This is a genomic window from Campylobacter sp. IFREMER_LSEM_CL1846, from assembly GCF_025772105.1.
Taxonomy (GTDB): Bacteria; Campylobacterota; Campylobacteria; order Campylobacterales; family Campylobacteraceae; genus Campylobacter_D; species Campylobacter_D lari_D.
In genome coordinates this window covers 1-20931 of sequence record NZ_JAKMRM010000013.1, presented here as the reverse complement: position 1 = coordinate 20931, position 20931 = coordinate 1, and the positions used below count along the sequence as shown (strand labels likewise).

General features: G+C 28.7%; 26 protein-coding genes. 8 read left to right on the top strand and 18 right to left on the bottom strand.

The window, feature by feature from the left end; translation table 11 throughout:
- Positions 1-10: 10 nt before the first annotated feature.
- The 14 genes from atpG to L8W40_RS06560 form a co-directional block, all read right to left on the bottom strand.
- A complete protein-coding gene (gene atpG, locus L8W40_RS06625) occupies positions 11-895 on the bottom strand; it encodes an ATP synthase F1 subunit gamma (protein ID WP_263659716.1) in 885 nt (294 codons plus the stop codon).
- A gap of 9 nt (positions 896-904) precedes the next feature.
- Positions 905-2410: a F0F1 ATP synthase subunit alpha gene (gene atpA / locus L8W40_RS06620; RefSeq protein ID WP_133319668.1), complete on the bottom strand. Its 1506-nt coding sequence runs from the start codon at positions 2408-2410 to the stop codon at positions 905-907.
- A 9-nt stretch (positions 2411-2419) separates the two neighbouring features.
- Positions 2420-2941 carry a F0F1 ATP synthase subunit delta gene (locus L8W40_RS06615; protein WP_133319669.1) on the bottom strand — a complete coding sequence of 174 codons (522 nt, stop codon included), beginning with the start codon at positions 2939-2941 and terminating at the stop codon, positions 2420-2422.
- Positions 2941-3453: a F0F1 ATP synthase subunit B gene (locus tag L8W40_RS06610; protein ID WP_263664999.1), complete on the bottom strand. Its 513-nt coding sequence runs from the start codon at positions 3451-3453 to the stop codon at positions 2941-2943. Before L8W40_RS06610 ends, L8W40_RS06615 begins: the two co-directional genes overlap by 1 nt.
- Positions 3454-3462: 9 nt before the next feature.
- The gene (locus L8W40_RS06605; protein WP_133319671.1) at positions 3463-3888 is read right to left on the bottom strand and encodes a FoF1 ATP synthase subunit B'; all 426 of its coding nucleotides are present in this window, start codon (positions 3886-3888) and stop codon (positions 3463-3465) included.
- 63 nt (positions 3889-3951) lie between these two features.
- On the bottom strand, positions 3952-4803 hold the full coding sequence (locus L8W40_RS06600) for a ParB/RepB/Spo0J family partition protein (RefSeq protein WP_263659714.1): 852 nt from the start codon (positions 4801-4803) through the stop codon (positions 3952-3954).
- 3 nt (positions 4804-4806) lie between these two features.
- Positions 4807-5589 carry a ParA family protein gene (locus L8W40_RS06595; RefSeq protein WP_012660935.1) on the bottom strand — a complete coding sequence of 261 codons (783 nt, stop codon included), beginning with the start codon at positions 5587-5589 and terminating at the stop codon, positions 4807-4809.
- Positions 5586-6221, bottom strand: coding sequence for a biotin--[acetyl-CoA-carboxylase] ligase (locus tag L8W40_RS06590; protein WP_263664997.1), 636 nt, complete (start codon positions 6219-6221; stop codon positions 5586-5588). The genes L8W40_RS06595 and L8W40_RS06590 overlap by 4 nt, the downstream gene beginning before the upstream one ends.
- Entirely contained in the window at positions 6202-7113 is a 912-nt protein-coding gene (fmt, locus tag L8W40_RS06585; protein WP_263664996.1) for a methionyl-tRNA formyltransferase, read from the bottom strand. Before fmt ends, L8W40_RS06590 begins: the two co-directional genes overlap by 20 nt.
- Positions 7110-7577: a DUF6194 family protein gene (locus L8W40_RS06580; RefSeq protein ID WP_263664995.1), complete on the bottom strand. Its 468-nt coding sequence runs from the start codon at positions 7575-7577 to the stop codon at positions 7110-7112. The genes fmt and L8W40_RS06580 overlap by 4 nt, the downstream gene beginning before the upstream one ends.
- Positions 7577-8620: a GTPase ObgE gene (gene obgE / locus L8W40_RS06575; RefSeq protein WP_263664994.1), complete on the bottom strand. Its 1044-nt coding sequence runs from the start codon at positions 8618-8620 to the stop codon at positions 7577-7579. The genes L8W40_RS06580 and obgE overlap by 1 nt, the downstream gene beginning before the upstream one ends.
- A 95-nt stretch (positions 8621-8715) precedes the next feature.
- Entirely contained in the window at positions 8716-8970 is a 255-nt protein-coding gene (gene rpmA, locus L8W40_RS06570; protein WP_002862355.1) for a 50S ribosomal protein L27, read from the bottom strand.
- 10 nt (positions 8971-8980) lie between these two features.
- Positions 8981-9289: a 50S ribosomal protein L21 gene (gene rplU, locus L8W40_RS06565; RefSeq protein WP_012660931.1), complete on the bottom strand. Its 309-nt coding sequence runs from the start codon at positions 9287-9289 to the stop codon at positions 8981-8983.
- A 150-nt stretch (positions 9290-9439) separates the two neighbouring features.
- Positions 9440-10474 carry a cytochrome-c peroxidase gene (locus tag L8W40_RS06560; RefSeq protein WP_263664993.1) on the bottom strand — a complete coding sequence of 345 codons (1035 nt, stop codon included), beginning with the start codon at positions 10472-10474 and terminating at the stop codon, positions 9440-9442.
- Between the two features lie 198 nt (positions 10475-10672).
- Between L8W40_RS06560 and plsY the strand changes: the two genes are divergently transcribed.
- The 5 genes from plsY to L8W40_RS06535 all read left to right on the top strand — a co-directional run bounded on the left by plsY (position 10673) and on the right by L8W40_RS06535 (position 14199).
- On the top strand, positions 10673-11284 hold the full coding sequence (gene plsY / locus L8W40_RS06555) for a glycerol-3-phosphate 1-O-acyltransferase PlsY (RefSeq protein ID WP_263664992.1): 612 nt from the start codon (positions 10673-10675) through the stop codon (positions 11282-11284).
- Positions 11269-11586, top strand: coding sequence for a dihydroneopterin aldolase (locus L8W40_RS06550; RefSeq protein WP_133319680.1), 318 nt, complete (start codon positions 11269-11271; stop codon positions 11584-11586). The genes plsY and L8W40_RS06550 overlap by 16 nt, the downstream gene beginning before the upstream one ends.
- 77 nt (positions 11587-11663) lie before the next feature.
- Positions 11664-12338: a homeostatic response regulator transcription factor HsrA gene (hsrA, locus tag L8W40_RS06545; protein ID WP_133319681.1), complete on the top strand. Its 675-nt coding sequence runs from the start codon at positions 11664-11666 to the stop codon at positions 12336-12338.
- A 119-nt stretch (positions 12339-12457) separates the two neighbouring features.
- A complete protein-coding gene (locus L8W40_RS06540; RefSeq protein WP_012660922.1) occupies positions 12458-12703 on the top strand; it encodes a YfhL family 4Fe-4S dicluster ferredoxin in 246 nt (81 codons plus the stop codon).
- Positions 12703-14199 (top strand): Ppx/GppA phosphatase family protein, encoded by a 1497-nt coding sequence (locus L8W40_RS06535; RefSeq protein ID WP_263659707.1) that lies wholly within the window; start codon positions 12703-12705, stop codon positions 14197-14199. Before L8W40_RS06540 ends, L8W40_RS06535 begins: the two co-directional genes overlap by 1 nt.
- Here L8W40_RS06535 and L8W40_RS06530 read toward each other — a convergent pair.
- Genes L8W40_RS06530 through L8W40_RS06520 form a run of 3 tightly spaced genes read right to left on the bottom strand, consistent with a single transcriptional unit; the run spans position 14196 to position 15666 of the window.
- On the bottom strand, positions 14196-14954 hold the full coding sequence (locus L8W40_RS06530; RefSeq protein ID WP_263664991.1) for a hypothetical protein: 759 nt from the start codon (positions 14952-14954) through the stop codon (positions 14196-14198). The two genes, L8W40_RS06535 and L8W40_RS06530, sit on opposite strands and share 4 nt — an antisense overlap.
- Entirely contained in the window at positions 14951-15247 is a 297-nt protein-coding gene (fliN, locus tag L8W40_RS06525) for a flagellar motor switch protein FliN (RefSeq protein WP_133319684.1), read from the bottom strand. The genes L8W40_RS06530 and fliN overlap by 4 nt, the downstream gene beginning before the upstream one ends.
- Complete coding sequence (locus L8W40_RS06520; RefSeq protein ID WP_133319685.1) at positions 15244-15666, bottom strand: chemotaxis protein CheX; 423 nt, start codon at positions 15664-15666, stop codon at positions 15244-15246. The genes fliN and L8W40_RS06520 overlap by 4 nt, the downstream gene beginning before the upstream one ends.
- 120 nt (positions 15667-15786) lie before the next feature.
- Between L8W40_RS06520 and pseI the strand changes: the two genes are divergently transcribed.
- From pseI to L8W40_RS06505, 3 genes are all read left to right on the top strand, one after another.
- The gene (gene pseI, locus L8W40_RS06515; RefSeq protein WP_263664990.1) at positions 15787-16821 is read left to right on the top strand and encodes a pseudaminic acid synthase; all 1035 of its coding nucleotides are present in this window, start codon (positions 15787-15789) and stop codon (positions 16819-16821) included.
- 82 nt (positions 16822-16903) lie between these two features.
- A complete protein-coding gene (locus L8W40_RS06510) occupies positions 16904-18640 on the top strand; it encodes a motility associated factor glycosyltransferase family protein (RefSeq protein WP_263664989.1) in 1737 nt (578 codons plus the stop codon).
- A 67-nt stretch (positions 18641-18707) separates the two neighbouring features.
- Complete coding sequence (locus tag L8W40_RS06505) at positions 18708-20588, top strand: motility associated factor glycosyltransferase family protein (protein ID WP_263664988.1); 1881 nt, start codon at positions 18708-18710, stop codon at positions 20586-20588.
- 27 nt (positions 20589-20615) lie between these two features.
- On the opposite strand, the gene L8W40_RS06500 is transcribed toward L8W40_RS06505, so the two are convergent.
- Positions 20616-20931: flagellin (locus L8W40_RS06500; RefSeq protein ID WP_263660009.1), on the bottom strand; the 316-nt coding region annotated here is incomplete at its 5' end.

Below are 20931 nucleotides of genomic sequence, written 5' to 3'. Positions count from 1 at the left end.
ACTCCTAAATTTATTTCATTGACTCAACACCACTGATAATTTCTATCAATTCGGTGGTAATAGATTCTTGTCTTGCTTTATTATAAGCTAAATTGAGCTGTTTAACTCTAGCTTTTGCATTATTGGTTGCATTATCCATAGCTTGCATTCTTGCACTATGCTCAGCCGCCAAAGAATCAACTAAAGAAAAATACATATTATATTCAAAATAAGTTTTTAATAAATCATTTAAAATTTCTTCATCTTCAGGTTCTAAATCCATTAAAGATTGAGACTCTTGTTCTTCTTTGCTCGCAATAGCTTGCACTGGTAATAATTCATTAATACGAATTTCTTGTGAAATCATATTTTTATAGCCATTATGTACAATTACAACCTTATCTGTAACTTCATTTATAAAATCATCAACTGCATTTTCAATAATAGCACAAGCTTTTTCATAATCAGGGCTAGAGCTTGTGTCTAAATATTTTTCTAAAATTTCAATATTTTGAAAATTAAAATACTCTATACCTGTTTTACCAATAGCTCTTAATCTTACTTTGATTTTTTTTGCTTTACAATCTTCAAGCATTTCATTTACTGTTTTAATAGTTTTAATGTTAAAACCACCGCATAAACCTTTATCAGCAGTAATGAAAATAATATCCATTTTCTCAATATTGTCTTTTTTTCTAAAAAACGGAAGTTTATCATCAAGTCCTTCGTATTGATTAATCTTGAAAGCAATTTCAGATAAAACTTCATCAATTTTTTGAGCAAAAACTTTTGACTTTTTAGCTGCCTCTTCTGCCTTTCTTAATTTGGCAGTAGAGACAAGCTTCATAGCATTAGTTGTCTTTTGTGTATTATGAACACTTTTTATTTTTCTTTTAATTTCTTTTAAATTAGACATTTAAAAACCTTATATGTGGTTTGCTTTAAACTCACTCAATGCTTTAGCTAATTTTTCTTCTAAATCTTTATCTAAAGCCTTTTTGGTTCTAATTTGCTCAAAAATTTCTGGATATTTAGCTTCAATAAATGGATATAAAGCTGCTTCAAATTCTCCAATTTTAGAAACTGCTATATCATCTAAATATCCTTTAGTTCCCGCATAAATCATCACTACTTGATTTTCAGCTGAAAGCGGAGAATATGGAGGTTGCTTTAGAACTTCAACCATTCTTTGTCCACGCTCAAGTTGTTTTCTACTTGCTTCATCTAAATCACTTGCAAATTGCGCAAAAGCTTGCAATTCTCTATATTGAGCTAAGTCAAGTCTCAAGGTACCTGAAACTTGTTTTGTTGCTTTAATTTGTGCAGCACCGCCAACACGAGATACAGATAAACCAACATTAATCGCAGGACGAATACCTGAGTTAAACAAATCTGTCTCTAAGAAAATTTGACCATCGGTAATTGAAATAACATTGGTTGGGATGTAAGCTGAAACATCCCCTGCTTGAGTTTCAATAATAGGTAATGCTGTTAAGCTTCCTGCGCCAAGCTCATCACTTAATTTACTTGCTCTTTCAAGCAATCTTGAATGTAAATAAAATACATCCCCTGGATAAGCTTCACGACCCGGAGGACGACGCAAAATCAAAGACATTTCACGATAAGCAACAGCATGCTTACTCAAATCATCATAAACAATCAACGCATGTCTTGAATTATCTCTAAAATACTCACCCATAGTTACACCTGTATATGGAGCAAGATATTGCAATGCAGCAGGATCTGAAGCACCTGCATTTACTACTATACTATAATCCATTGCGCCGTATTCTTCAAGCTTTTTAACTACTTGAGCCACTGTGCTTTGTTTTTGACCAATTGCCACATAAATACAAATAACATCTTTACCTTTTTGACTAATAATTGTATCTATTGCAACAGTAGTTTTACCCGTTTGTCTATCACCAATAATTAACTCTCTTTGTCCTCTACCAATTGGAACTAAAGCATCAATAGCTTTAATACCCGTATGTAATGGTTCATGAACACTTTTTCTAGCCATAATACCTTTTGCTTTTTCTTCTACAAAGCGATATTCACTTGTTTCAATCGCTCCCTTAGCATCAATTGGCTCACCTAAAGCATTTACAACACGGCCTATCAACGCATCACCAACTGGAACCTTTAGAAGTTTTTTTAATCTTTTTACAGAACTTCCTTCTTTTAAGCCAAGTCCCTTTCCTAAAATAACAATACCAACACTTGATTCTTCAAGGTTAAGCACCATTCCCTTTTCGCCATTTTCAAATTCAACCATCTCACCGGCCATAGCATTTTTAAGACCATAAACCTTAGCAACACCATCAGCAACTGAAATAATCTTACCAGTTTCTTCTATTTCAAGATTAAAATCAAATTTTTCAATTCTTTCTTTTATAATAGAACTAATTTCATCTGCTTTAAATTTCATCAAGTCTCCTTAAATTGCTTTTAATATATATTCATTCATTTTAGCTTTTAAGCTTTGCATTGAAAATGAAATTTCATAACCAAGTCCATCTAAGCTAATTTTTACACTGTCATTATCACTTATTTTACTATCTAATCTAATCTTTGCGTTGAATTTAAGACTAAGTTTTTCTTCTAAATTTTTAATTTCTTCTTCACTTAATTTTTCTTTTGAATAAACTTGCCCTAAAAATTCATTTTCTTTTAATGCTTTTTGTTCACTCAATTCTTTAGTAATGCTTGGAATTAACATCTCTCTATTGTTGCCAACAACTAAGCTCATAAAATTTTTAAAAGCATCACTTGGATTATCTAATAAAGAAAGTATAAAATCTAATTTTTTTTCTTGTTTAAGCTCATAAGCATTTAAAATACTTACAAATTTATCAGAAGCAAAAGCTGAACTAAGTTGTAATAAATTTGAATAAAAATTTTCAAAATCTTTTCTTTCTAATATAGCTTTTGCATAGGTTTTTGCAATTACACTTTCCATCAAGACACCTTTTTCATCATGATATTTAAAATTTCTTTTTGCTGAAGCTGTAAACTTTGATCTTCAAAAATTTCTTCTAAAACCGCTTGCACAACTTCTTTTTCCATTCTTCTTATTTCATATTCTTTATGCTCTTCATAAGTTTTTTCTAAAGCCTTAATCTCCATTTTTGTTTCAACTTCTATTTTATCTGTAATGATTTCTGCTTCTTTTTTTGCAAGAGCAACTGCATTAATTGCTTCTTGCTTAGCTAAATCTAGTTTTTTCATCATTTCTAATTTATGATTTTTGCTTGCAATAAGTTTTTCTTGTATTTCATTCATCCTAGAGGCAATTTTTGCAATTCTTCCGTGGTAAAAATTTTTTAAAGGTGTTGCTATAAAATAATATAAAATAGCAGCAAACAAAACAAAATTAACTGCTCTTGGGATAATATCATACTCGCCACTTCCATTACCTGCTGCAAAAGCATAAAAAGGAAGCACCGATAATAATGTAATTTTTTTCAACATTTATCTTCCTTAAATTTTACTCAAGCTATCTTTAAAGCTTTGCTTAAATTCTGGCATTTTTAACCGCATCTCTTCTTTTAATTCTTTTTCTTTTTCTCTTAGACTTTTTAGAAAAACATGCATTTGTTCTTCTAATTCTTTTTTCTTTATTGATAATTCTTTTTCTTGTTTTATTTTAGCTTCTTCTACTGCTTTTGCTTTGATTTGATTAATCTCATCTCTTGTTTGTATATGAATTTTTTCCAACTCATTTTCTACATTTGAAACATCATCAGAATTTTTTTTCATTTTTTCTTCGTCATTTTTAATGGTCAAATCTCTAGAATCCATAAATTTAATCAAAGGTTTATAGAGTATAGAATTTAAAATTGCTATCATGAGCAAAAAAATGACACCAGTAGCTATCATGATGGAAAAATGTACATCATTAAACATTAATACTCCTAAATAAATCTAAATAAAACGCGCAATTATACCAAAATATACCTAAAAGCATATTTAATCTAGTATTTTTAAAAATTTTAAAATCTCATTTTCGTCAGAAAAATTAACAATAATTTTTAAATCTTTCACTACTGTCTTAAATCCAAAAGATTCTATTTTTTCTTTTAAATTTAATATAGATTGATTTTGCTTATTTAAATTTGTATTTTTTTCTAAATTATTTGAATTTTTAAAATTTTTAATCAGTTTTTCTGTATCTCTTACATTAAGTTTTTGACCTATGATAGTATCAACTATCATTTTTTCTTCTTCTTTTTCAAGTCCTACTAAAACTTTTGCATGACCTTGTGAAATTTTACCTTCTATAATGAAATTTTGCGTTTGCTCATTTAAATTTAAAAGTCTTAAGGTATTAGCAATTTGTGGTCTTGACTTGTGAATAAGATCTGCTAATTTTTCTTGAGTTATGTCATGAATTTCCAATAATTCTTTATAAGAATGTGCCAATTCTATAGGATTTAAATTTTCCCTTTGGATATTTTCAATCAAAGCAAGCTCGCGTAATTTTATATCATCCACATTTAAAACTACGGCTTTAATCTGTTCTTTTTCTAAAAGCTTACATGCTCTAAATCTTCTCTCGCCAGCTATTATAATATAATCAAATTCATCTTTTTTAAAAACTACAATAGGCTGAATTAAACCATATTCTTTAATAGACCCCGCAAGCTCTTCTAAAGCTTGTGTATCAAAATTTTTTCTTGGCTGATAAGGATTTGGACTAATTAAATCTATATCAATTTCTTCTATTTTGCCTTCTTTTGATCCTAATTCTTTTTCATAAACCTCATCAATATCAGCCAAAATACTACTTAAACCTCTTCCTAATGCACTTTTTTTTGCCATTTTTTATCCTAATATAGAATGTGCTAAATTTTGATATGCTACTGAACCTGGGGATTTTATATCATAAAGTATAATAGGTTTTCCATAACTTGGACTTTCAGCAAGTTTTACATTTCTTGGTATGATGATAAAATCATCTTCATTATCACCTGTTCTAAATAGCTTTTGTTTGAAATTTTGCTTTAAATCCTCCACAGTATCTTTTGAAAGATTATTTTGAGAGCTATACATAGTCGGTAAAAAGCCTTTTATTTTTAGTTTTGGATTGATAGTTTTTTTCACAAATTTTATGGTATTTAAAACCATTGCAACACCCTCAAGCGCATAAAACTCACATTGTATAGGGATAATAACACTATCACTTGCTGCAAAAGCATTTACTGTAATGCTTCCAAGCGCAGGTGGTGAGTCAATGATAATAAAATCATAATCTTTGGCAATTTCTTTGATTTTTTCTCTTAAAATCGTTCTATATTCTCCACTTTCTTTTACTACTTCTTGCTCAATTCCAACCAAAGAAATATTTGATGGAGCTAAGTATAATTGTGGAAGTTCAGTTTTTAAAATGATTTCAGAAAGTTTTTTCCTGCCTATAAAAACATGATAAATATTATATTCATAATTACTTCTATTAAAACCAAGTCCTGTTGTAGCATTAGCTTGTGGATCAATATCTATCAAAAGAACCTTTTTTTCAGCTACCGCCAAAGAAGCCGCTAGATTAATAGCGGTAGTAGTTTTACCCACTCCGCCTTTTTGATTTGCAATAGTTATTATCTCACTCATCTTAAACTATATATCCTTTTATTATCTAACAATATAGAACCATCTTTATACAACAAAGCATCTTTTAAAGATAAAATCTTACCTTCATTATGTATAAAAAAATTTCTTGATTTTTCAAATTCTAGCATATACTTGCTAAAAATATTCTTCCATAAAATTTTCTCATCTACATAAGAAAAATACTCATTTAAAAGTTTTGCTATATCTACTTCTATGTCTAAAATTTCAGCATTAAATGGAGCATATTTAAGATTAATCCCTATTCCTACAACCAAAAAATCATTGATTTTAGAACTCATCAATCCGCCTATTTTTTTATCTTCTATATAAAAATCATTAGGCCATTTAATCCATACTTTTGAATTTTGTCTTTGCAATACTTCTTTCATTAAAAATGCAAAGTATATACTAGCAGAAGCCAAAGGAAGATCTTGCGCTAATTCTTGGGTTTTTATGCAAAAAGATACATGTAAATTTCCTTGCTTGCTTTGCCAAGTATTATCTCTACTACCTATACCAGCACTTTGGATAAAAGCACAAATGGCTGTATTTTCTATAATTTCTCCACTGCGAATTTTATCACTTAAATAAACTTGAGTTGATTCAAGTTCATCAAAATAAACTATCTCCAAGTTTTAACCTTTTTCCATTTAAATAAGTCTTAGCATCTAAAGCTTTTTTTCCACTTTCTTGTAAAGTTTTAATTCTTAAAACGCCTTTTTTACATGAAAGCAAAAAGCTTTCCTTTTCTACTTGTAAAATCACACCTGATTTTTGAGTTTTTTCATTATCGATTAATTCTATGTCTAAAAATTTCATACCATTTTCTAAAAAAATTCCAGGCCAAGGTGTAAAAGCTAGAAATTTTTGATAAATTTCACTTGCATTATCCAAATTAATCAAGCCATCTTCTTTTTTGATTTTTTTACAATGTGTAGATAAATTTTCATCTTGTTTTTTTGGGATAATTTTTTCAAAATTCAAAAGTGTAGAAATAGTAAGTTTGGCTGCTAAATTTGAAAGCATGATAAAAACTTCAGCTGAATTTTTACCTGCGATATCACATTCTATGTTTTCTAAAATAGCACCGCTATCAAGCCCTTCTTCCATAAGCATGGTACAAACCCCGCTTATTTTATCCCCATTTAAAATAGCGCTTTGTATAGGTGAAGCACCACGATATTTAGGAAGCAAGGAAGCGTGCAAATTGACACAAGGAGCAATATCTAAAATTTCTTTTGGTAAAATCTTCCCATAAGCAGCAACAACTATAAAATCAGGTTTTAGGCTTTTTATTTCATTGATTATATTTTCATCTTTTAAGCTTTTTGGAGTGAAAATTTCTATATTTAAATTATTTTCTAAAACAAATTTTTTAGTATCACTTGAAGTTAAAATTTGTTTTCTTCCCACAGGTTTATCAGGCTGGGTAAATAAAGCTTGGACATTAAACCCTTTATCAATAAGCTCTTTTAAAATACATGTTGCATAAGAGGGAGTTCCCATAAAAATGATATTTTTCATAATGCCACTATCCTTTTTTGATAAGTTTTTATAGCTTTTTGATATGAAAGCTCAAGATAATCTTTAAAAATTTCAAAATTTTTTCTTGAAGGATTGTTAATACAAATATATCCCATATAAGCATAAATTGGATGAGGCATGATAAGATCAAGCATAGAAAAATCATAATTTAAATTAACAACCTCACCCTTTAAAGCTTTTTTAGGTTTTTTACCAAAAAGATTTTGGTAATCTTGATCACAAAGAGAGCAACTTAGACGAAATACACCTTCTCTATTTAAATTCGAAGCTTTATCATTTATACCATCATTTTCTTTAATAGTGCAAAAATAAACTCCGTTTTTTAAAACCCTATCGGGATTATAAAAAAAGCTATGCTCTTTATAGGTAAATTTATACACCAAGTCTTTACAATTAGACTTGATATATTCTTGGATAAAATCTATAGTTAAATTTTCACTCATCAAAGATTATTTTGACTTCTAATTTTTTTAACTTCTTCTAAAAGCATAAATTTAAGCTCTTTTAAACCTGTTTTTTCAAGACTTGATACTTTAACAAAAAAGCTTTGTGGATTATTTTGACTTTGCAAATAAGCTTTTAACTCATTATAATCATCTTCCATTTTTTGTGCAAATTCCTCACCTAAATTTACACTATCACTTTTTGAAAGCATTAAGCCAAAATTTCTTGCATAAAGTTTGCTTGAAAATTTTTCTAATTCTTTTCTTAAAATACAAAATTGCTCTTTTAAACTCATATCTCTTAATGGATCAAGCACAAAAAGCAAAAAAGAAGTTCTTTCTATATGTCTTAAAAACTCAAGTCCCAAACCCCTACCATCGCTTGCACCTTCTATAATACCTGGGATATCTGCCATTACAAAAGAATTATAATCATCTACTTCAACCATACCAAGTTTTGGAGTTAAAGTAGTAAATTCATAATTAGCTATTTCAGGTCTTGCATTAGACACTACGCTTATAAGAGTAGATTTTCCTACATTTGGAAAGCCTACAAGCCCAACATCCGCTATGAGTTTTAACTCTAAGCGCACACATAAGGTTTTTCCTGTCACACCTGGTTGAGCATAATCTGGGCGCTGATTAGTAGAGTTTTTAAAGTGAGTATTACCAAGACCGCCTTTACCACCTTTTAAAAAGAGTTCTTTTTGACCTTCTACTAGCATATCAAGCAAAACTTCCCCACTTTGTGCATCAATTACTTGAGTGCCTTGAGGAACGATTAATTCTAAACTCTCCCCTCTTTTGCCATTTTTATTACGACCCAAACCCGGTTGGCCATTTTGTGCTTTAAGTTCTTTTTTGCCTTTAAAGTGCGCTAGGGTATGGGTGTTATTATCACATATAAAATACACATCGCCACCATTTCCACCATCACCACCATCAGGCCCCCCAAGTGGAACATGTTTTTCACGGCGAAAACTCACAGCACCTTTACCACCATTACCCGAACTTAAAACTAATTTTACATTATCTATAAACATACAATCACCAAAGTATAAATTTTTAAAATGATATTATATTTTTTTTAATATATTAAGATTGAAAAGAAGAAAAAGGCTACAAAGTAGCCTTGAAATTATGCAGGATAAACAGAAACTTTTTTTCTATTTTTATCTTTTCTTTCAAATTTTACAAAACCATCAATTAAAGCAAAAATTGTATGATCTTTTCCCATGCCTACGTTATTACCTGCATGAGTTGCTGTTCCTCTTTGGCGAATGATGATGTTACCAGCGCGAACAAATTCTCCACCAAATTTTTTAACACCTAGACGACGACCTATAGAATCACGATTATTCTGAGTTGAACCTTGACCTTTCTTGTGTGCCATTCTTTACTCCTTAAGCTTTAATATCTACTACTCTAACGCGGGTAAATTGTCTTCTAAAACCGCGTTTTAATTTTGAGTCTTTTCTACGTCTTTTTTTATAAATCACAACTTTTTTGTCTTTTCCATGAGCAATCACTTCTAAAACAACTTTTGCACCCGCAACAAACGGCGCACCTACCTTTAATTCTTTATCGCATACAGCAAGAACTTCACTTACTTCTACGCTTGATTTTACTTCAGCTTCAAAACGATCTAGTTTAAGCTCATCACCTTGGCTTACTCTGTATTGTTTTCCACTGTGTTTTATAATAGCATACATACAGCTATCCTTTCTTAAAATATTTTGGTAGCACCATAAAGCATTATGCATAAACATAATTTTAGAAAGCTTTAATGGCTAAAAGCAGTAATTATATCTTGATTTTATATAAAGTAAGCTTAAGACGCAAAAAGCGTCTTAAGATTTAAATTAAAGCTCTGGTTTTGGAGTTTTTTCAGTTGCTTTTGGAAGTTGAGGGTAAGTAATGCTTGGTTTTTTACCTGTTAAGGCATGTAAGAAAGTTTCTATAGAAGCTGCTTCTTTATCAGAAATTTCTATACCAAGTTGCACACTGCCCATTTCTTTGATTGCTTCTTGTAAAGACCAAATAGCACCATTGTGAAAATACGGAGCAGTTTCAGCAATATTTCTTAAGGTTGGAGTTTTAACTAAGCCATTTGCATCACCTTTAAAATCTCCTACATTTGCAAATTTATATTTAGCTGCTACTTGGAAAGCCTGCATACTACCACCTAAATTTACTCCTGTATGACAAGCTGTACAGCCTTTATCGATGAAAGTTTTCAAACCTTCTTTTTCTTTTTTACTTAATGCTTTTGTATCACCTTCTAAGAATTTATCAAATTTAGATGGAGTTAAAAGTGTTCTTTCAAATGTAGCAATAGCATCTGCAATATTATCAAAAGTTACTCCACTGCTACCATAAACTTTTTTAAATTCTTTTACATATTCTGGCATAGAAGCTATTTTTTCTACTGCTAATTTAGCAGGAGTTGCCATTTCAGGTTCTGCTTCAATTGGTCCTTTTGCTTGATCTGCTAAAGTTCCTGCTCTACCATCCCAAAATTGAGTTGAATTTAAAACTGAGTTATAAACTGTTGGCGAATTTAAATGATGAGGATTAGCTGTCCATTTATGTCCTACAGCAGCCGCTATACCATCAGTACCACCCATACCTAAATTATGACAGGTATTACAAGAAATCAAACCACTTTTAGAAAGTCTTGGCTCAAAATACAGCTTTTTACCAAGGTTAGCTTTCTCTTTAGAGAATTTACTAGCTTTAATACCCATTTCTTTTAATAGTTTTTCAACACCTGTCTGATCTTTTGGTAAAGGTGCCAAACCTGCAGCTTTTGCTTCATCAAGCAAAGCTTTATCGTTAGCAAAAGCAGTTGATGCAACTAATAATGATGATGCAACTAATAATGAAATTTTTTTCATTATCTACTCCTAAATAAGATAAAATAAAGCCTATTTAAAATAAACTTATTGAAAATATATCTATAATTTTCTTTAAATAATATAAAAAATTTATATTTAACAATAAAAATTATTATAGGAGAAAATATCTCTTAAATATTTATTTCAGGGTTTTTTGCTATTATTACAGAGTTTTACAAAAATCTTAGGGAAAAGTAAATGGAAAATTTAATAATCTATCTTTTAGCTTATCTCATAGGCGCTATACCATTTGGGCTTTTACTAGCTCAAATCTTTGCTAAAACAAACATTAAAAATATGGGCAGTAAAAGTATAGGCGCTACAAATGTTTTAAGGGTAGTAAAAGAAAGCGATCCTAAACTAGCTAAAATACTTGCTATTGCAACCGCTATTTTAGATGCATTAAAAGGAATCATACCTATATTAGTGGCAAAATTTATGGGCTATGATGAAAATATCTTATGGACTATGGCTGTTTTAGCAGTATTTGGGCACTGCTTTTCTCCTTATTTAAAATTTGAAGGTGGCAAAGGAGTGGCTACAGGGGCTGGGGTTTTAGCAGTATTTTTACCTTTTGAAATAATATCTGCGGTTTTAGCTTGGTTTATCATAGGAAAGGTATTTAAAATTTCAAGCTTAGCTTCATTAGGATCTTTAATTGTTTTAATAGCTACTTCATTTATTTTTCATTATAACATGCCTGTGATCAACACCCATGCACCAATTTTTGTTATTGCATTTATAGTAATTTATAAACATATACCAAATATTTTAAGGCTTATTGGAAAACAAGAATGCAAAGTCATATAAAAGTCAGTTTAGAATTTAAATGTATTATAGGGCTTTTGGATTTTGAAAGAATTCAAGAACAAAAAGTTATTATAGAACTAGAAGCTAAAAGTAAAAAATTTTTAGATTATGCAAAACTTTGTATTAGAATAGAAAAAATTTATAAAAAGAAAAAATTTAAAACTATAGAAAAATCTTTAAAATACATATGCAAGGATATTAAAAAACATAATAAAAAGCTTAAATTTATAAATATCACTTGTTACAAACCTGATATTATCAAAAATGCATGCGTTGGAGCTAGTCTGAGTAAAAAATATTAAAATTTTTTTAAAGAATTTTGAACATTTGCTTAATTTGTGTTATACTTTTGCACTAAAACTATCTTCAAAGGAATAAAATGCGTATTTTAGTTGTAGAAGATGAAGCATCACTTAATAAAACTCTATCAAATACCTTAAATGAGTTTGGCTATCAAAGTGATACTTCAGAAAATTTTAAAGACGCTGAGTATTTTATAGGTATTAGACACTATGATTTAGTATTATCAAATTGGACTATTGGCAATAATGATGCAAGTGATTTAATTAATGCCATTAAGCAAAAATCTCCAAGAACCGCTATAGTTACAATATGCGCAAAAGCAGATAAAGAAAATGAAATCAAGGCTTTGAAAGCTGGAGCAGATGATTATATAAAAAAACCTTTAGATTTTGAAATTTTAATGGCGAGAATTGAAGCTAGACTTAGATTTGGCGGAACAAATGTGATCAAAATCGATGATTTAGTGATTGATCCTGATGAAGAAAAAATCACTTATCAAGGAAAAGATATAGAATTAAAAGGAAAACCTTTTGAAGTTTTAACTCATTTAGCTAGACATTCAGATCAGATTGTGTCAAAAGAACAACTTTTAGATGCTATTTGGGAAGAACCTGAACTTGTAACTCCAAATGTTATAGAGGTTGCAATCAATCAAATAAGACAAAAAATGGATAAACCGCTTAACATCTCTACCATAGAAACCGTGCGTCGTAGAGGGTATCGTTTTTGTTTTCCTAAAAAAACTAACTAAAATTTTAGAATGATTTAATCATTCTAAAAAGTAGATTTTGTTTTTTCTTTCATTTTAAATTACCTATAAGTTTTTATATAGTATAAGTTTGCTTTATTACTTATAAAAAGGAAAAAAATATGTCACTTTTAATCACTAGAGAATGCATATCCTGTGATGCATGTAGGGAAGAATGTCCCGATGAAGCAATCTATGATAATGATCCAATTTATGTCATAGATCCTGATCTTTGTACTGAATGTGTGAATGAATTTTCAGAACCAGCTTGTATAGTAGCTTGTCCAGTAGATTGTATCATACCTGATCCTGATAATGTAGAAAGCATTGATGAGCTTCGCTTAAAACATAAAAATAAAGATATTTAATGGCTAAAAAAACAGCAGTAATTGACCTTGGCTCTAATTCCGTTCGTATGGTAGTTTTTGAAAAAACCTCAAGATATGGTTTTTTCATTTGTAGTGAGCACAAAAAGAAAGTAAGACTTGGAGAAAATGCTTACAATAATAATAAAATTCTTCAAGAAGAAGCCATGCTTAAAGCCGAAAAAGCTTTAACTTATTTTAAGGAAAAAGCTTTAAAAGAAAAATGTAGAAAAATTATTGCTGTTGGAACTTCTGCATTAAGAGATGCACCCAATGCTAAAGATTTCATAGCTAGAATAGCAAAAAATGTAGGTTTAAATATAAAATGTATTAATGGAAAAACGGAGTCATTTTTAGGTGGGCTTGCTGCGCTAAATTTACTATCAGATATTCAAAATGCCACCACTATAGATATAGGTGGAGGATCGACTGAGCTTTGTTTAATCAAAGAAGGTAAGATTGTAGATTGTATTTCACTTGATCTTGGCACAGTAAGATTAAAAGAAATTTTTTACGATACAAAAAAATTTAATGCACTAGACCAATTTATACAAGAAGCACTAAAACAAGTTCCAAAGCATTTTCAAAATGAAAATATCATTGCCATAGGTGGAAGTTTAAGGGCATTGTCAAATTCTATAATGAAAAAAAACTCTTACCCGTTAAAAATGATTCATAATTTTAGTTATAGTTTTGAAAAAGAAAAAAATCACATAGAAAAAATTCAAAATGCTAAAAATTTAAATGATTTTAACATAAAAAAAGATCGTTTTGATACTATAAAAGAAGGATGTGTGATATTTTTAGCACTAGCAAAAAATTTAAAAGCTAAAAATATCATCACCTCTGCAGTGGGTGTTAGAGAAGGTGTATTTTTATCTAATCTTTTTCAAAAATATACTAAAATAAAAAACGAAACAACGGATTTTTCAAAATTTAATGCTAAATTTCCTCCAAATTTCAATCCAAGCTTAAAATCTATACAAGATCGTTTTAGTATAGATTATAATGATAAAAGTGCTTATTTTGCAAATAAACTATTTGATACTCTTTTGCCTATCCATAAAATTAATCTTGCTTTTAAAAAAGATCTTATAAATGCTGCAAAATTATCGCATATAGGCGAGAGAATTAATTTTTATTTTGCCAATGAACATAGTGCTTATATAGCTCTAAATAGCCTGCATTTTGGTTTTTCACATAAAGAAATTTTATTAATTTCTACTATTTTAAAAGCTAATGGAAAAAAAATCAATCCATTTGCAATAGAAAATATAAAAGATTTATTACCAAATAATCACATATTAGCTTGGCTTAATTTTATTTTAGCTTTATCAAAAAAACTTGCAAAAGACACTGATGAGAATCTTGATTTCACGCTAAAAAATCATACTTTGTATATATACTCGACTAAAAAACAAATTTATTTTTCAAAAGAAGAAATCAAAAAAATTTCGAAGCCAAAACTTATCATTTTAGCTTTTAATCAGCAAAATTAATTATTTTGTTTTAAAAGTAAATTTTGCAATCTTTGTTTATTTTCTTCAAAATAAGAGTTAAAATCTTTTTCTTTTGGCTTTTGAGGCGCTTTGTTTTGTTCTTCATTTTTTATCAAAGCTTCATTCGTTTCTAATACCACATTAGAATTTCCTATAATCATAGTATAACGCTTCAAACCATACTCAAAAACTACAAGTTGATTGTGTCTATCAAGTGGTCTTTGAAAGATTAAATTAAAATTCCTATCTAAAGGGTGTTTTTGTCTTAGATATATTTTTAAAAACCAAAGCCCAACAAGCAAAAGTATCAAAACGCTTACAACTAAAATATAATTTGTAAAATCATATTCTTGCATTTTTATTTCCTCGTTTTTTTCCTCTAAGCTTTTTTTAGTACTTAAATTTACACCTTCTTTTTGAGCACGCAATCTTAAACCATATTCACCAATCGCATCAGCGGTAATTTGTATTTTATCACCTACACTTAAAGCTATAAAAGTTTTTTTATCTTCTGAAAAAATTTTAATTTTTTTTATAATATCAGAATTTAACGCTCTATCTTCCTCTTTTGCACTTTTAGCATTTAAAGTAAAAATAATAATACCATCTTTTTTCTTTTGACTAATACCTTCTTTATAAGGAACATCAAATGAAAAAGTAATATCCACCCTATCTTCTCTTGGATAAATATTGTAATCAAGAATTTTTGCCCCAAAAAGAGGTAAAGCAAGTAGTAAAATCCAAATAAATTTCATTGCAATTCTTTTTTGAAATACTGCAATACTGATTTAGAATCTAAAATTTCATTAATCCTTATAGCAAGGTTTTTCTCATACACCATTACCTCACCTTTTCCAAAAATTCTTCTATTTAAATAAAGCTCCACGCTTTCACCCGCTGGCTTTTCAAGGTCTATCACAGAACCAACTTCTAGCTTTAAAAGCTCTCTTACGCTCATATTAGTAGTACCAAGCTCACTAACAAAATCAACGCTAATATCTAAAATATCTTCATAAGATTGCAACAATCCTAAATGATCTTCTATCATAATTTTTTATAACCTATTCTAAAACGAGCATTTTTCATTTCATAAGTAAATTTTTCTTTGAGTTTGATTTTTGAAAATCCATCAATACGTCCTAAATATTCAGGAACACCCAAACGATACTCATCTTTGCCATTAGTGTCGTTAAGTAATTTTTTGGCATAACCTATAATTTGATTAGCTACTTCTTTTACTAAATCTGCTAGATCATCTTCTTTTAACTCTTCATGCAATAAAAATTGCGCAATCTCATTAAGAGCCTTTTTTTGAAAAAACAGATAAAAACTATATTCTTCATCTTTAAAATACAAAGGTATAGAAGCCCCATAAAGCTCGCCTCTAATCACGCTTGTTGGTGTAATTTTAAGTTTTAAAATGTGTTCACAAAAGTGATAAATCGAATATTCTAGTGTTTTAGTCATAGTTTTTTCCTTAGATAACTTTATAATAAATTTATTTTACTAAATAAACCTTTAATCACAATTAATAATTAAAATATAAAATATAGTAAATTTTTATTTAAATTAAAAAAAGGTTTTTTGATGTTTATAGGAAATTTTAACATAAATGAAAAAGTTTTCATCATCGCTGAACTTTCAGCCAATCATGCAAATAGTCTTGAAATAGCTTTAAAAACTATACAAGCAGCCAAACAAGCAGGAGCTAATGCTATAAAAATTCAAACCTATACCCCAGATAGCTTAACACTAAATTCTGACAAAAAAGATTTTATTATTGAAGGTGGTTTATGGCATGGACGCAAACTATATGAGCTCTACGAAGAAGCTAAAACTCCTTATGAGTGGCATGAAAAACTTTTTGAATGTGCTAAAAATGAAGGTTTAATTTGCTTTTCTAGTCCTTTTTCTAAGGAAGATGTAAATTTTTTAAGGCGATTTAATCCCCCAGCTTATAAAATCGCTTCCTTTGAAGCAAATGATTATGATTTTGTGCGTTGTGTGGCAAAAGAAAACAAACCTACTTTAGTTTCTACAGGCATAGCCTATGAAGAAGAACTTGAAATGATTGTTAAAATTTTTAAAGAAGAAAACAATCCGAATTTGATTTTGCTTAAATGCACCTCGGCTTATCCTTCACAAATTTGTGATTTAAATTTAAATGTCATAAAAACTTTACAAGAAAAATTTAACACTATTGTTGGTTTAAGTGATCATAGCGAGGGATTTTTAGCACCAACTTTAGCCGTAGCTCTTGGCGCAAGAGTCATAGAAAAACATTTTATATTAGACAAAACTTTAAATAGTGCTGATGCTAAATTTAGTCTTGATTTTGAGGAGTTTAAGCAAATGTGTTCTATGGTGCGTTTAAGCGAGCAAGCTTTAGGAAACAAAGAATTTAACATGGATGAAAAAACTTTAAAAAACCGCCATTTTGCAAGAAGTTTATATACAAGCAAAGACATCAAAAAAGGTGATATTTTCACACGAGAAAATATAAAAAGCGTAAGACCAAGCCTAGGTTTGCATCCTAAATTTTTACCTATCATGCTTGGTAAAAAAGCAAGTTGTGATATAGAATTTGCTAAAGCTTTAGAAGAAAAACATTTCAAGGAATAATCATGAAAAAATATATTTTGTTTAAAAATCATGATAGTAAAAAATATGTTTTGATATAATAAAATAAAAATTTGGACTTTAAATGAATAAAGAATTATTTTTAAAAAACACCCAAGCTCTTTTTGAAGTAGATCAAATACTAGCTTATGAGTTGAGAAAAATCACTCAAAATCATAAATTTAAAATCATAGAAGATAAAATTTTTGATTTGCAAAATCAAGTTTTTTTAGATGAAAATCATTCTTTTGATTATGATAAATTTCAATTATATCCAGTATTATTTTTTTATGGTTTTGGCGATGGAAAATTTTTTATAGAACTTTTAAAAAATCAGAATTTAAAACATATTGTTATTTTTGAAGAAGAATTAGAAATTTTATATCTAGTTTTTCATATGATTGATTTTACCACGCTTCTTAGAAAAGAAAAACTTATTTTGTTTTTTACACCAAATATCAACACCGCTCAACTTAAAGTTTTATTTAATTATCCGCAAATAAAACATACGCTGAAAATTTTCAATTTTCATTTTTATAATGATTTTTATATTAATTTTTACACACCCAATGCTCAAAATGTGATGCAAATTTTATTAAATCTCATAAAAACACTAATGCTTGCTCGTGGAAATGACCCAAAAGATGCTTTGCTAGGAATAAAACATAATATTATAAATTTAGAAAAAATCATCACTCATACTCCTTTTAAAAATCTAATAAAAGATAGAAAAGCAAAAGCAAAAAATGCCATTATAGTTTCAACAGGTCCTTCTTTGATGAAACAACTTCCGCTTTTAAAAAAACACCAAGAAAATGTTGTAATTTTTAGCGCTGATAGCTCTTATATTATCTTAGCTAAAGAAGGAATTAAGCCTGATTATGTCTTTTCACTAGAAAGAGAAGATATGACTAGCGAATTTTTTAATAATGATTTTGGAGAATTTGATAAAAATATTTTATTTATCATAGCTTCTTTAACTCATCCTAAAACTATAGAATATTTAGAAAAAAACAATAGAAATTATATGCTCGTTTTAAGACCTTTGTTTTTTGAAAGCAAACTTGGCTTAAATGAATATGGTTTTTTGGGAAATGGCATGAGTGTTGCTAATATGGCTTATGAGTTAGCTGGAGCTTTAAGATTTGAAAATATTATTTTAATAGGGCAAGATCTAGCTTATAGTGATGATGGAAAGTCTCACCCAAAAGAACATTTATATGGTGATCAAGGAGATGAAGAAGTTGTTTATAAAACAATCTGTGCATATGGAGGTAATAAAGAAGTAAAAACACAACTCACATGGTATTTGTTTTTAAAAAGTTTTGAAAAAGATATAGCTCTAGCTAGAGATATATTAAAAATCAAAACTTATAATGCCACAGAAGGTGGGGCAAGGATAGAAGGAACTATAGAAAAACCTTTTAAAGAAATTTGTGAAGAGTTTTTAAAAGAAAAAATTGAAAAAAATATTGTTTTAACAAAAGCAAAAAATCCACAAAAAAAACTAAAACAATGCAAAGAAAAACTCAACAAACAAATAAAACAAAGTGAAATTTTTATCAATGAATGCAAAAAAGCTATTAAAGATAAGAGCTTAGAAAGATTAGAAAAACTAAGACTTAAGCTCCCAAAAAGTGAATTTTTTTCAGATATTTTACAAGCTAGATGCTTTCAAAATGAATGTGAGGTTTTAAAATACAAAGTTGAAAAAGAAAAAAATACAAAATCTTTCTTAGAACAACAAATCGATTTTTTTGATGAGATTATTTTATATCTTGAAAATTATAATAAAACTATAAAAGAAAATTTAAAACAATAACACATCAAATTTTTGATAAAAAACATAAAAAATGACGATATTATTTTTTTAATCAAAAAGGATAAAAATGAAAACAGAGATTTTTAAAAAAAATTTAAAAGCCTTAAAAGGAAGTGATTATCAAACACTAAAAAGAAAATTAGGTAGAATAAAAGAAGCTAAAGATTATATTTATGTTTTTGATAAAGATCCTTTAAATTGTAATATATGTTATAAAAATATAAAAAATTTATATATAAATCCTTTAAAAGAACTACAAGAAAAAATTGAGCTTTTTAATAAAGAATACTTAAGATACCCTATACTTTTTTTCTATGGATTAGGCAATGGTATATTTTACAAAAGTTTGCTTGCAAATAAAGAACATAAAAGAGTTATTGTATACGAAAAAGATATTGAGTTAATATTTTTAGTTTTTAATATGATAGATTTTTCCAAAGAACTTTTAGAAGGTAGGTTTATTTTAATCCATACAAAGGAATTTAACTATACAAAAGCTGATACATTGTGCTCTTTTTTAAATTTATTTTTAAAAACTTACACTCTGCATATTCATTGTGAATTTTATGAAGAAAAACAAAAAGAAGAAATTAAAAACATAAATGATTTAAATTCCAAAGTTATTAAAAATATTGCCTTAAGAAGAGGAAATGATCCAATTGATGCCATGCAAGGCATAGAACAATTTGTTCTAAATTTACCTAAAATGCTTACACATCCAAGTTTTAACGAATTTAAGAAAAAAAGATCAAATAAAAGCAAAAATGCTATATTGGTAGCTACTGGACCTTCTTTAAAAAAACAACTTCCTTTACTTAAAAAATATGCTAACAAAGCTACTATATTTTGCGCTGATAGTGCTTATCCTATCTTAGCAAAGGCAGGTATAAAACCTGATTATGTTTGTATGCTAGAAAGAGATGATGTGGTATCAAAATGCTTTGATAATGATTTTAAAGAATTTGATAAAGACATTACTTTTATTTTAGCTTCATTAGTATATAAAGATAGTGTAGAATTTTTAGAAAAAAATAAAAGAAAATATATTTTAGTTTCAAGATCATTACCTTTTGCTTATTCTTTAGGATTGCATGATTTTGGCTATGTAAGTGGCGGAATGAGTGTAGCACATTTAAACTATGAACTAGCGCTTTTGTTAGGACATGAAAATATCGTCTTAATAGGACAAGATTTAGCTTATAGTGATGATGGAAAATCTCATAGTGAAGGATTTTTACATGAAAGTTATCACGAAGGAGATTTTGAACGAGACCATGGAAAATTTGAAACCTTAGCTTATGGTGGAAAAACTTATGTGCAAAGTTCAGAGGTTTGGATGTTATTTAAGCAAATTTTTGAAAGTTTATTTCACAAACAAACAAAAGCAAAAATTTACAATGCCACAGAAGGTGGAGCAAGGATAGAAGGAACTATAGAAAAACCTTTTAAAGAAATTTGTGAAGAATTTTTAAAAGATGGAGTAAAAAAACCTTTTCCAAAACTAAATCCACCAAAACGCAAAGACAGCCAAGAACTTATGCTAAAAGCTTATAAGCAAATCAAACAAAATATAAAAATTAGCCAAAATTTTTTAAAAGAATGTAAAAAACTTCATAAAGAATTAAATTTAAAAAGTAAAACTCATTATACTATCAAAGAATTAAATTTAAAAATAGACAAATTAAAAGAAAAATTGGAAAGCAAAAAATATATTTTTTTAAGAGAAATTTTAGGGCCATCACTATTTCATTTAGAAAGTTCTTTTTCAAAAATATATGTTAATCCTATGCATAATGATAGTGATAAACAAAATAAACTTGTTGCTTGGATTACAGCACATAAATCTTGGCTAGAAGAAATCAGCGAACTAGCTTTAGTCCAAGAAAAAGCTTTAAAGATAGCCATCATACCTTTGCAAGATATTTTAGAAAAAAGAAATTTAATATAAGGCGAAACTGCCTTATATTATTTGGATTTATTGTAAGAGTTTTAAAACATTTTGTTGCACAGCATTAGCTTGACTCATAGCATAAGATCCGCTTTGAGCTAGGATGTTGTATTTAGAGAAATTTGCACTTTCTGCTGCAAAGTCTACATCTCTGATGTTTGATTCAGCTGATTTGATATTTACTTGGGTTACACTGATGTTATTTAGCGTAGCTGTGATTTGATTTTGCACCGCACCAATATCAGCTCTAATGGCATCTAGATTTGCTGTAGCGGTTTCTACTATATCCATCACAGCCATAGCACCTTTGAGTGTGGTAACACCTGGAGTTTGATCATTAGCC

Bases quoted from the DNA above. Each gene is read 5' to 3' on its own strand.
- rplU (WP_012660931.1), bottom strand. From the start codon at position 9,289: ATGTATGCTATTATAAAACACAGTGGAAAACAATACAGAGTAAGCCAA.
- L8W40_RS06615 (WP_133319669.1), bottom strand. From the start codon at position 2,941: ATGGAAAGTGTAATTGCAAAAACCTATGCAAAAGCTATATTAGAAAGA.
- L8W40_RS06595 (WP_012660935.1), bottom strand. From the start codon at position 5,589: ATGAGTGAGATAATAACTATTGCAAATCAAAAAGGCGGAGTGGGTAAA.
- L8W40_RS06540 (WP_012660922.1), top strand. From the start codon at position 12,458: ATGTCACTTTTAATCACTAGAGAATGCATATCCTGTGATGCATGTAGG.
- L8W40_RS06520 (WP_133319685.1), bottom strand. From the start codon at position 15,666: ATGACTAAAACACTAGAATATTCGATTTATCACTTTTGTGAACACATT.
- fliN (WP_133319684.1), bottom strand. From the start codon at position 15,247: ATGATAGAAGATCATTTAGGATTGTTGCAATCTTATGAAGATATTTTA.
- fmt (WP_263664996.1), bottom strand. From the start codon at position 7,113: ATGAAAAATATCATTTTTATGGGAACTCCCTCTTATGCAACATGTATT.
- L8W40_RS06610 (WP_263664999.1), bottom strand. From the start codon at position 3,453: ATGTTGAAAAAAATTACATTATTATCGGTGCTTCCTTTTTATGCTTTT.
- L8W40_RS06605 (WP_133319671.1), bottom strand. From the start codon at position 3,888: ATGTTTAATGATGTACATTTTTCCATCATGATAGCTACTGGTGTCATT.
- L8W40_RS06535 (WP_263659707.1), top strand. From the start codon at position 12,703: ATGGCTAAAAAAACAGCAGTAATTGACCTTGGCTCTAATTCCGTTCGT.
- pseI (WP_263664990.1), top strand. From the start codon at position 15,787: ATGTTTATAGGAAATTTTAACATAAATGAAAAAGTTTTCATCATCGCT.
- atpG (WP_263659716.1), bottom strand. From the start codon at position 895: ATGTCTAATTTAAAAGAAATTAAAAGAAAAATAAAAAGTGTTCATAAT.
- obgE (WP_263664994.1), bottom strand. From the start codon at position 8,620: ATGTTTATAGATAATGTAAAATTAGTTTTAAGTTCGGGTAATGGTGGT.
- L8W40_RS06550 (WP_133319680.1), top strand. From the start codon at position 11,269: ATGCAAAGTCATATAAAAGTCAGTTTAGAATTTAAATGTATTATAGGG.
- plsY (WP_263664992.1), top strand. From the start codon at position 10,673: ATGGAAAATTTAATAATCTATCTTTTAGCTTATCTCATAGGCGCTATA.
- L8W40_RS06510 (WP_263664989.1), top strand. From the start codon at position 16,904: ATGAATAAAGAATTATTTTTAAAAAACACCCAAGCTCTTTTTGAAGTA.
- atpA (WP_133319668.1), bottom strand. From the start codon at position 2,410: ATGAAATTTAAAGCAGATGAAATTAGTTCTATTATAAAAGAAAGAATT.
- L8W40_RS06560 (WP_263664993.1), bottom strand. From the start codon at position 10,474: ATGAAAAAAATTTCATTATTAGTTGCATCATCATTATTAGTTGCATCA.
- L8W40_RS06580 (WP_263664995.1), bottom strand. From the start codon at position 7,577: ATGAGTGAAAATTTAACTATAGATTTTATCCAAGAATATATCAAGTCT.
- L8W40_RS06505 (WP_263664988.1), top strand. From the start codon at position 18,708: ATGAAAACAGAGATTTTTAAAAAAAATTTAAAAGCCTTAAAAGGAAGT.
- L8W40_RS06530 (WP_263664991.1), bottom strand. From the start codon at position 14,954: ATGAAATTTATTTGGATTTTACTACTTGCTTTACCTCTTTTTGGGGCA.
- hsrA (WP_133319681.1), top strand. From the start codon at position 11,664: ATGCGTATTTTAGTTGTAGAAGATGAAGCATCACTTAATAAAACTCTA.
- L8W40_RS06600 (WP_263659714.1), bottom strand. From the start codon at position 4,803: ATGGCAAAAAAAAGTGCATTAGGAAGAGGTTTAAGTAGTATTTTGGCT.
- rpmA (WP_002862355.1), bottom strand. From the start codon at position 8,970: ATGGCACACAAGAAAGGTCAAGGTTCAACTCAGAATAATCGTGATTCT.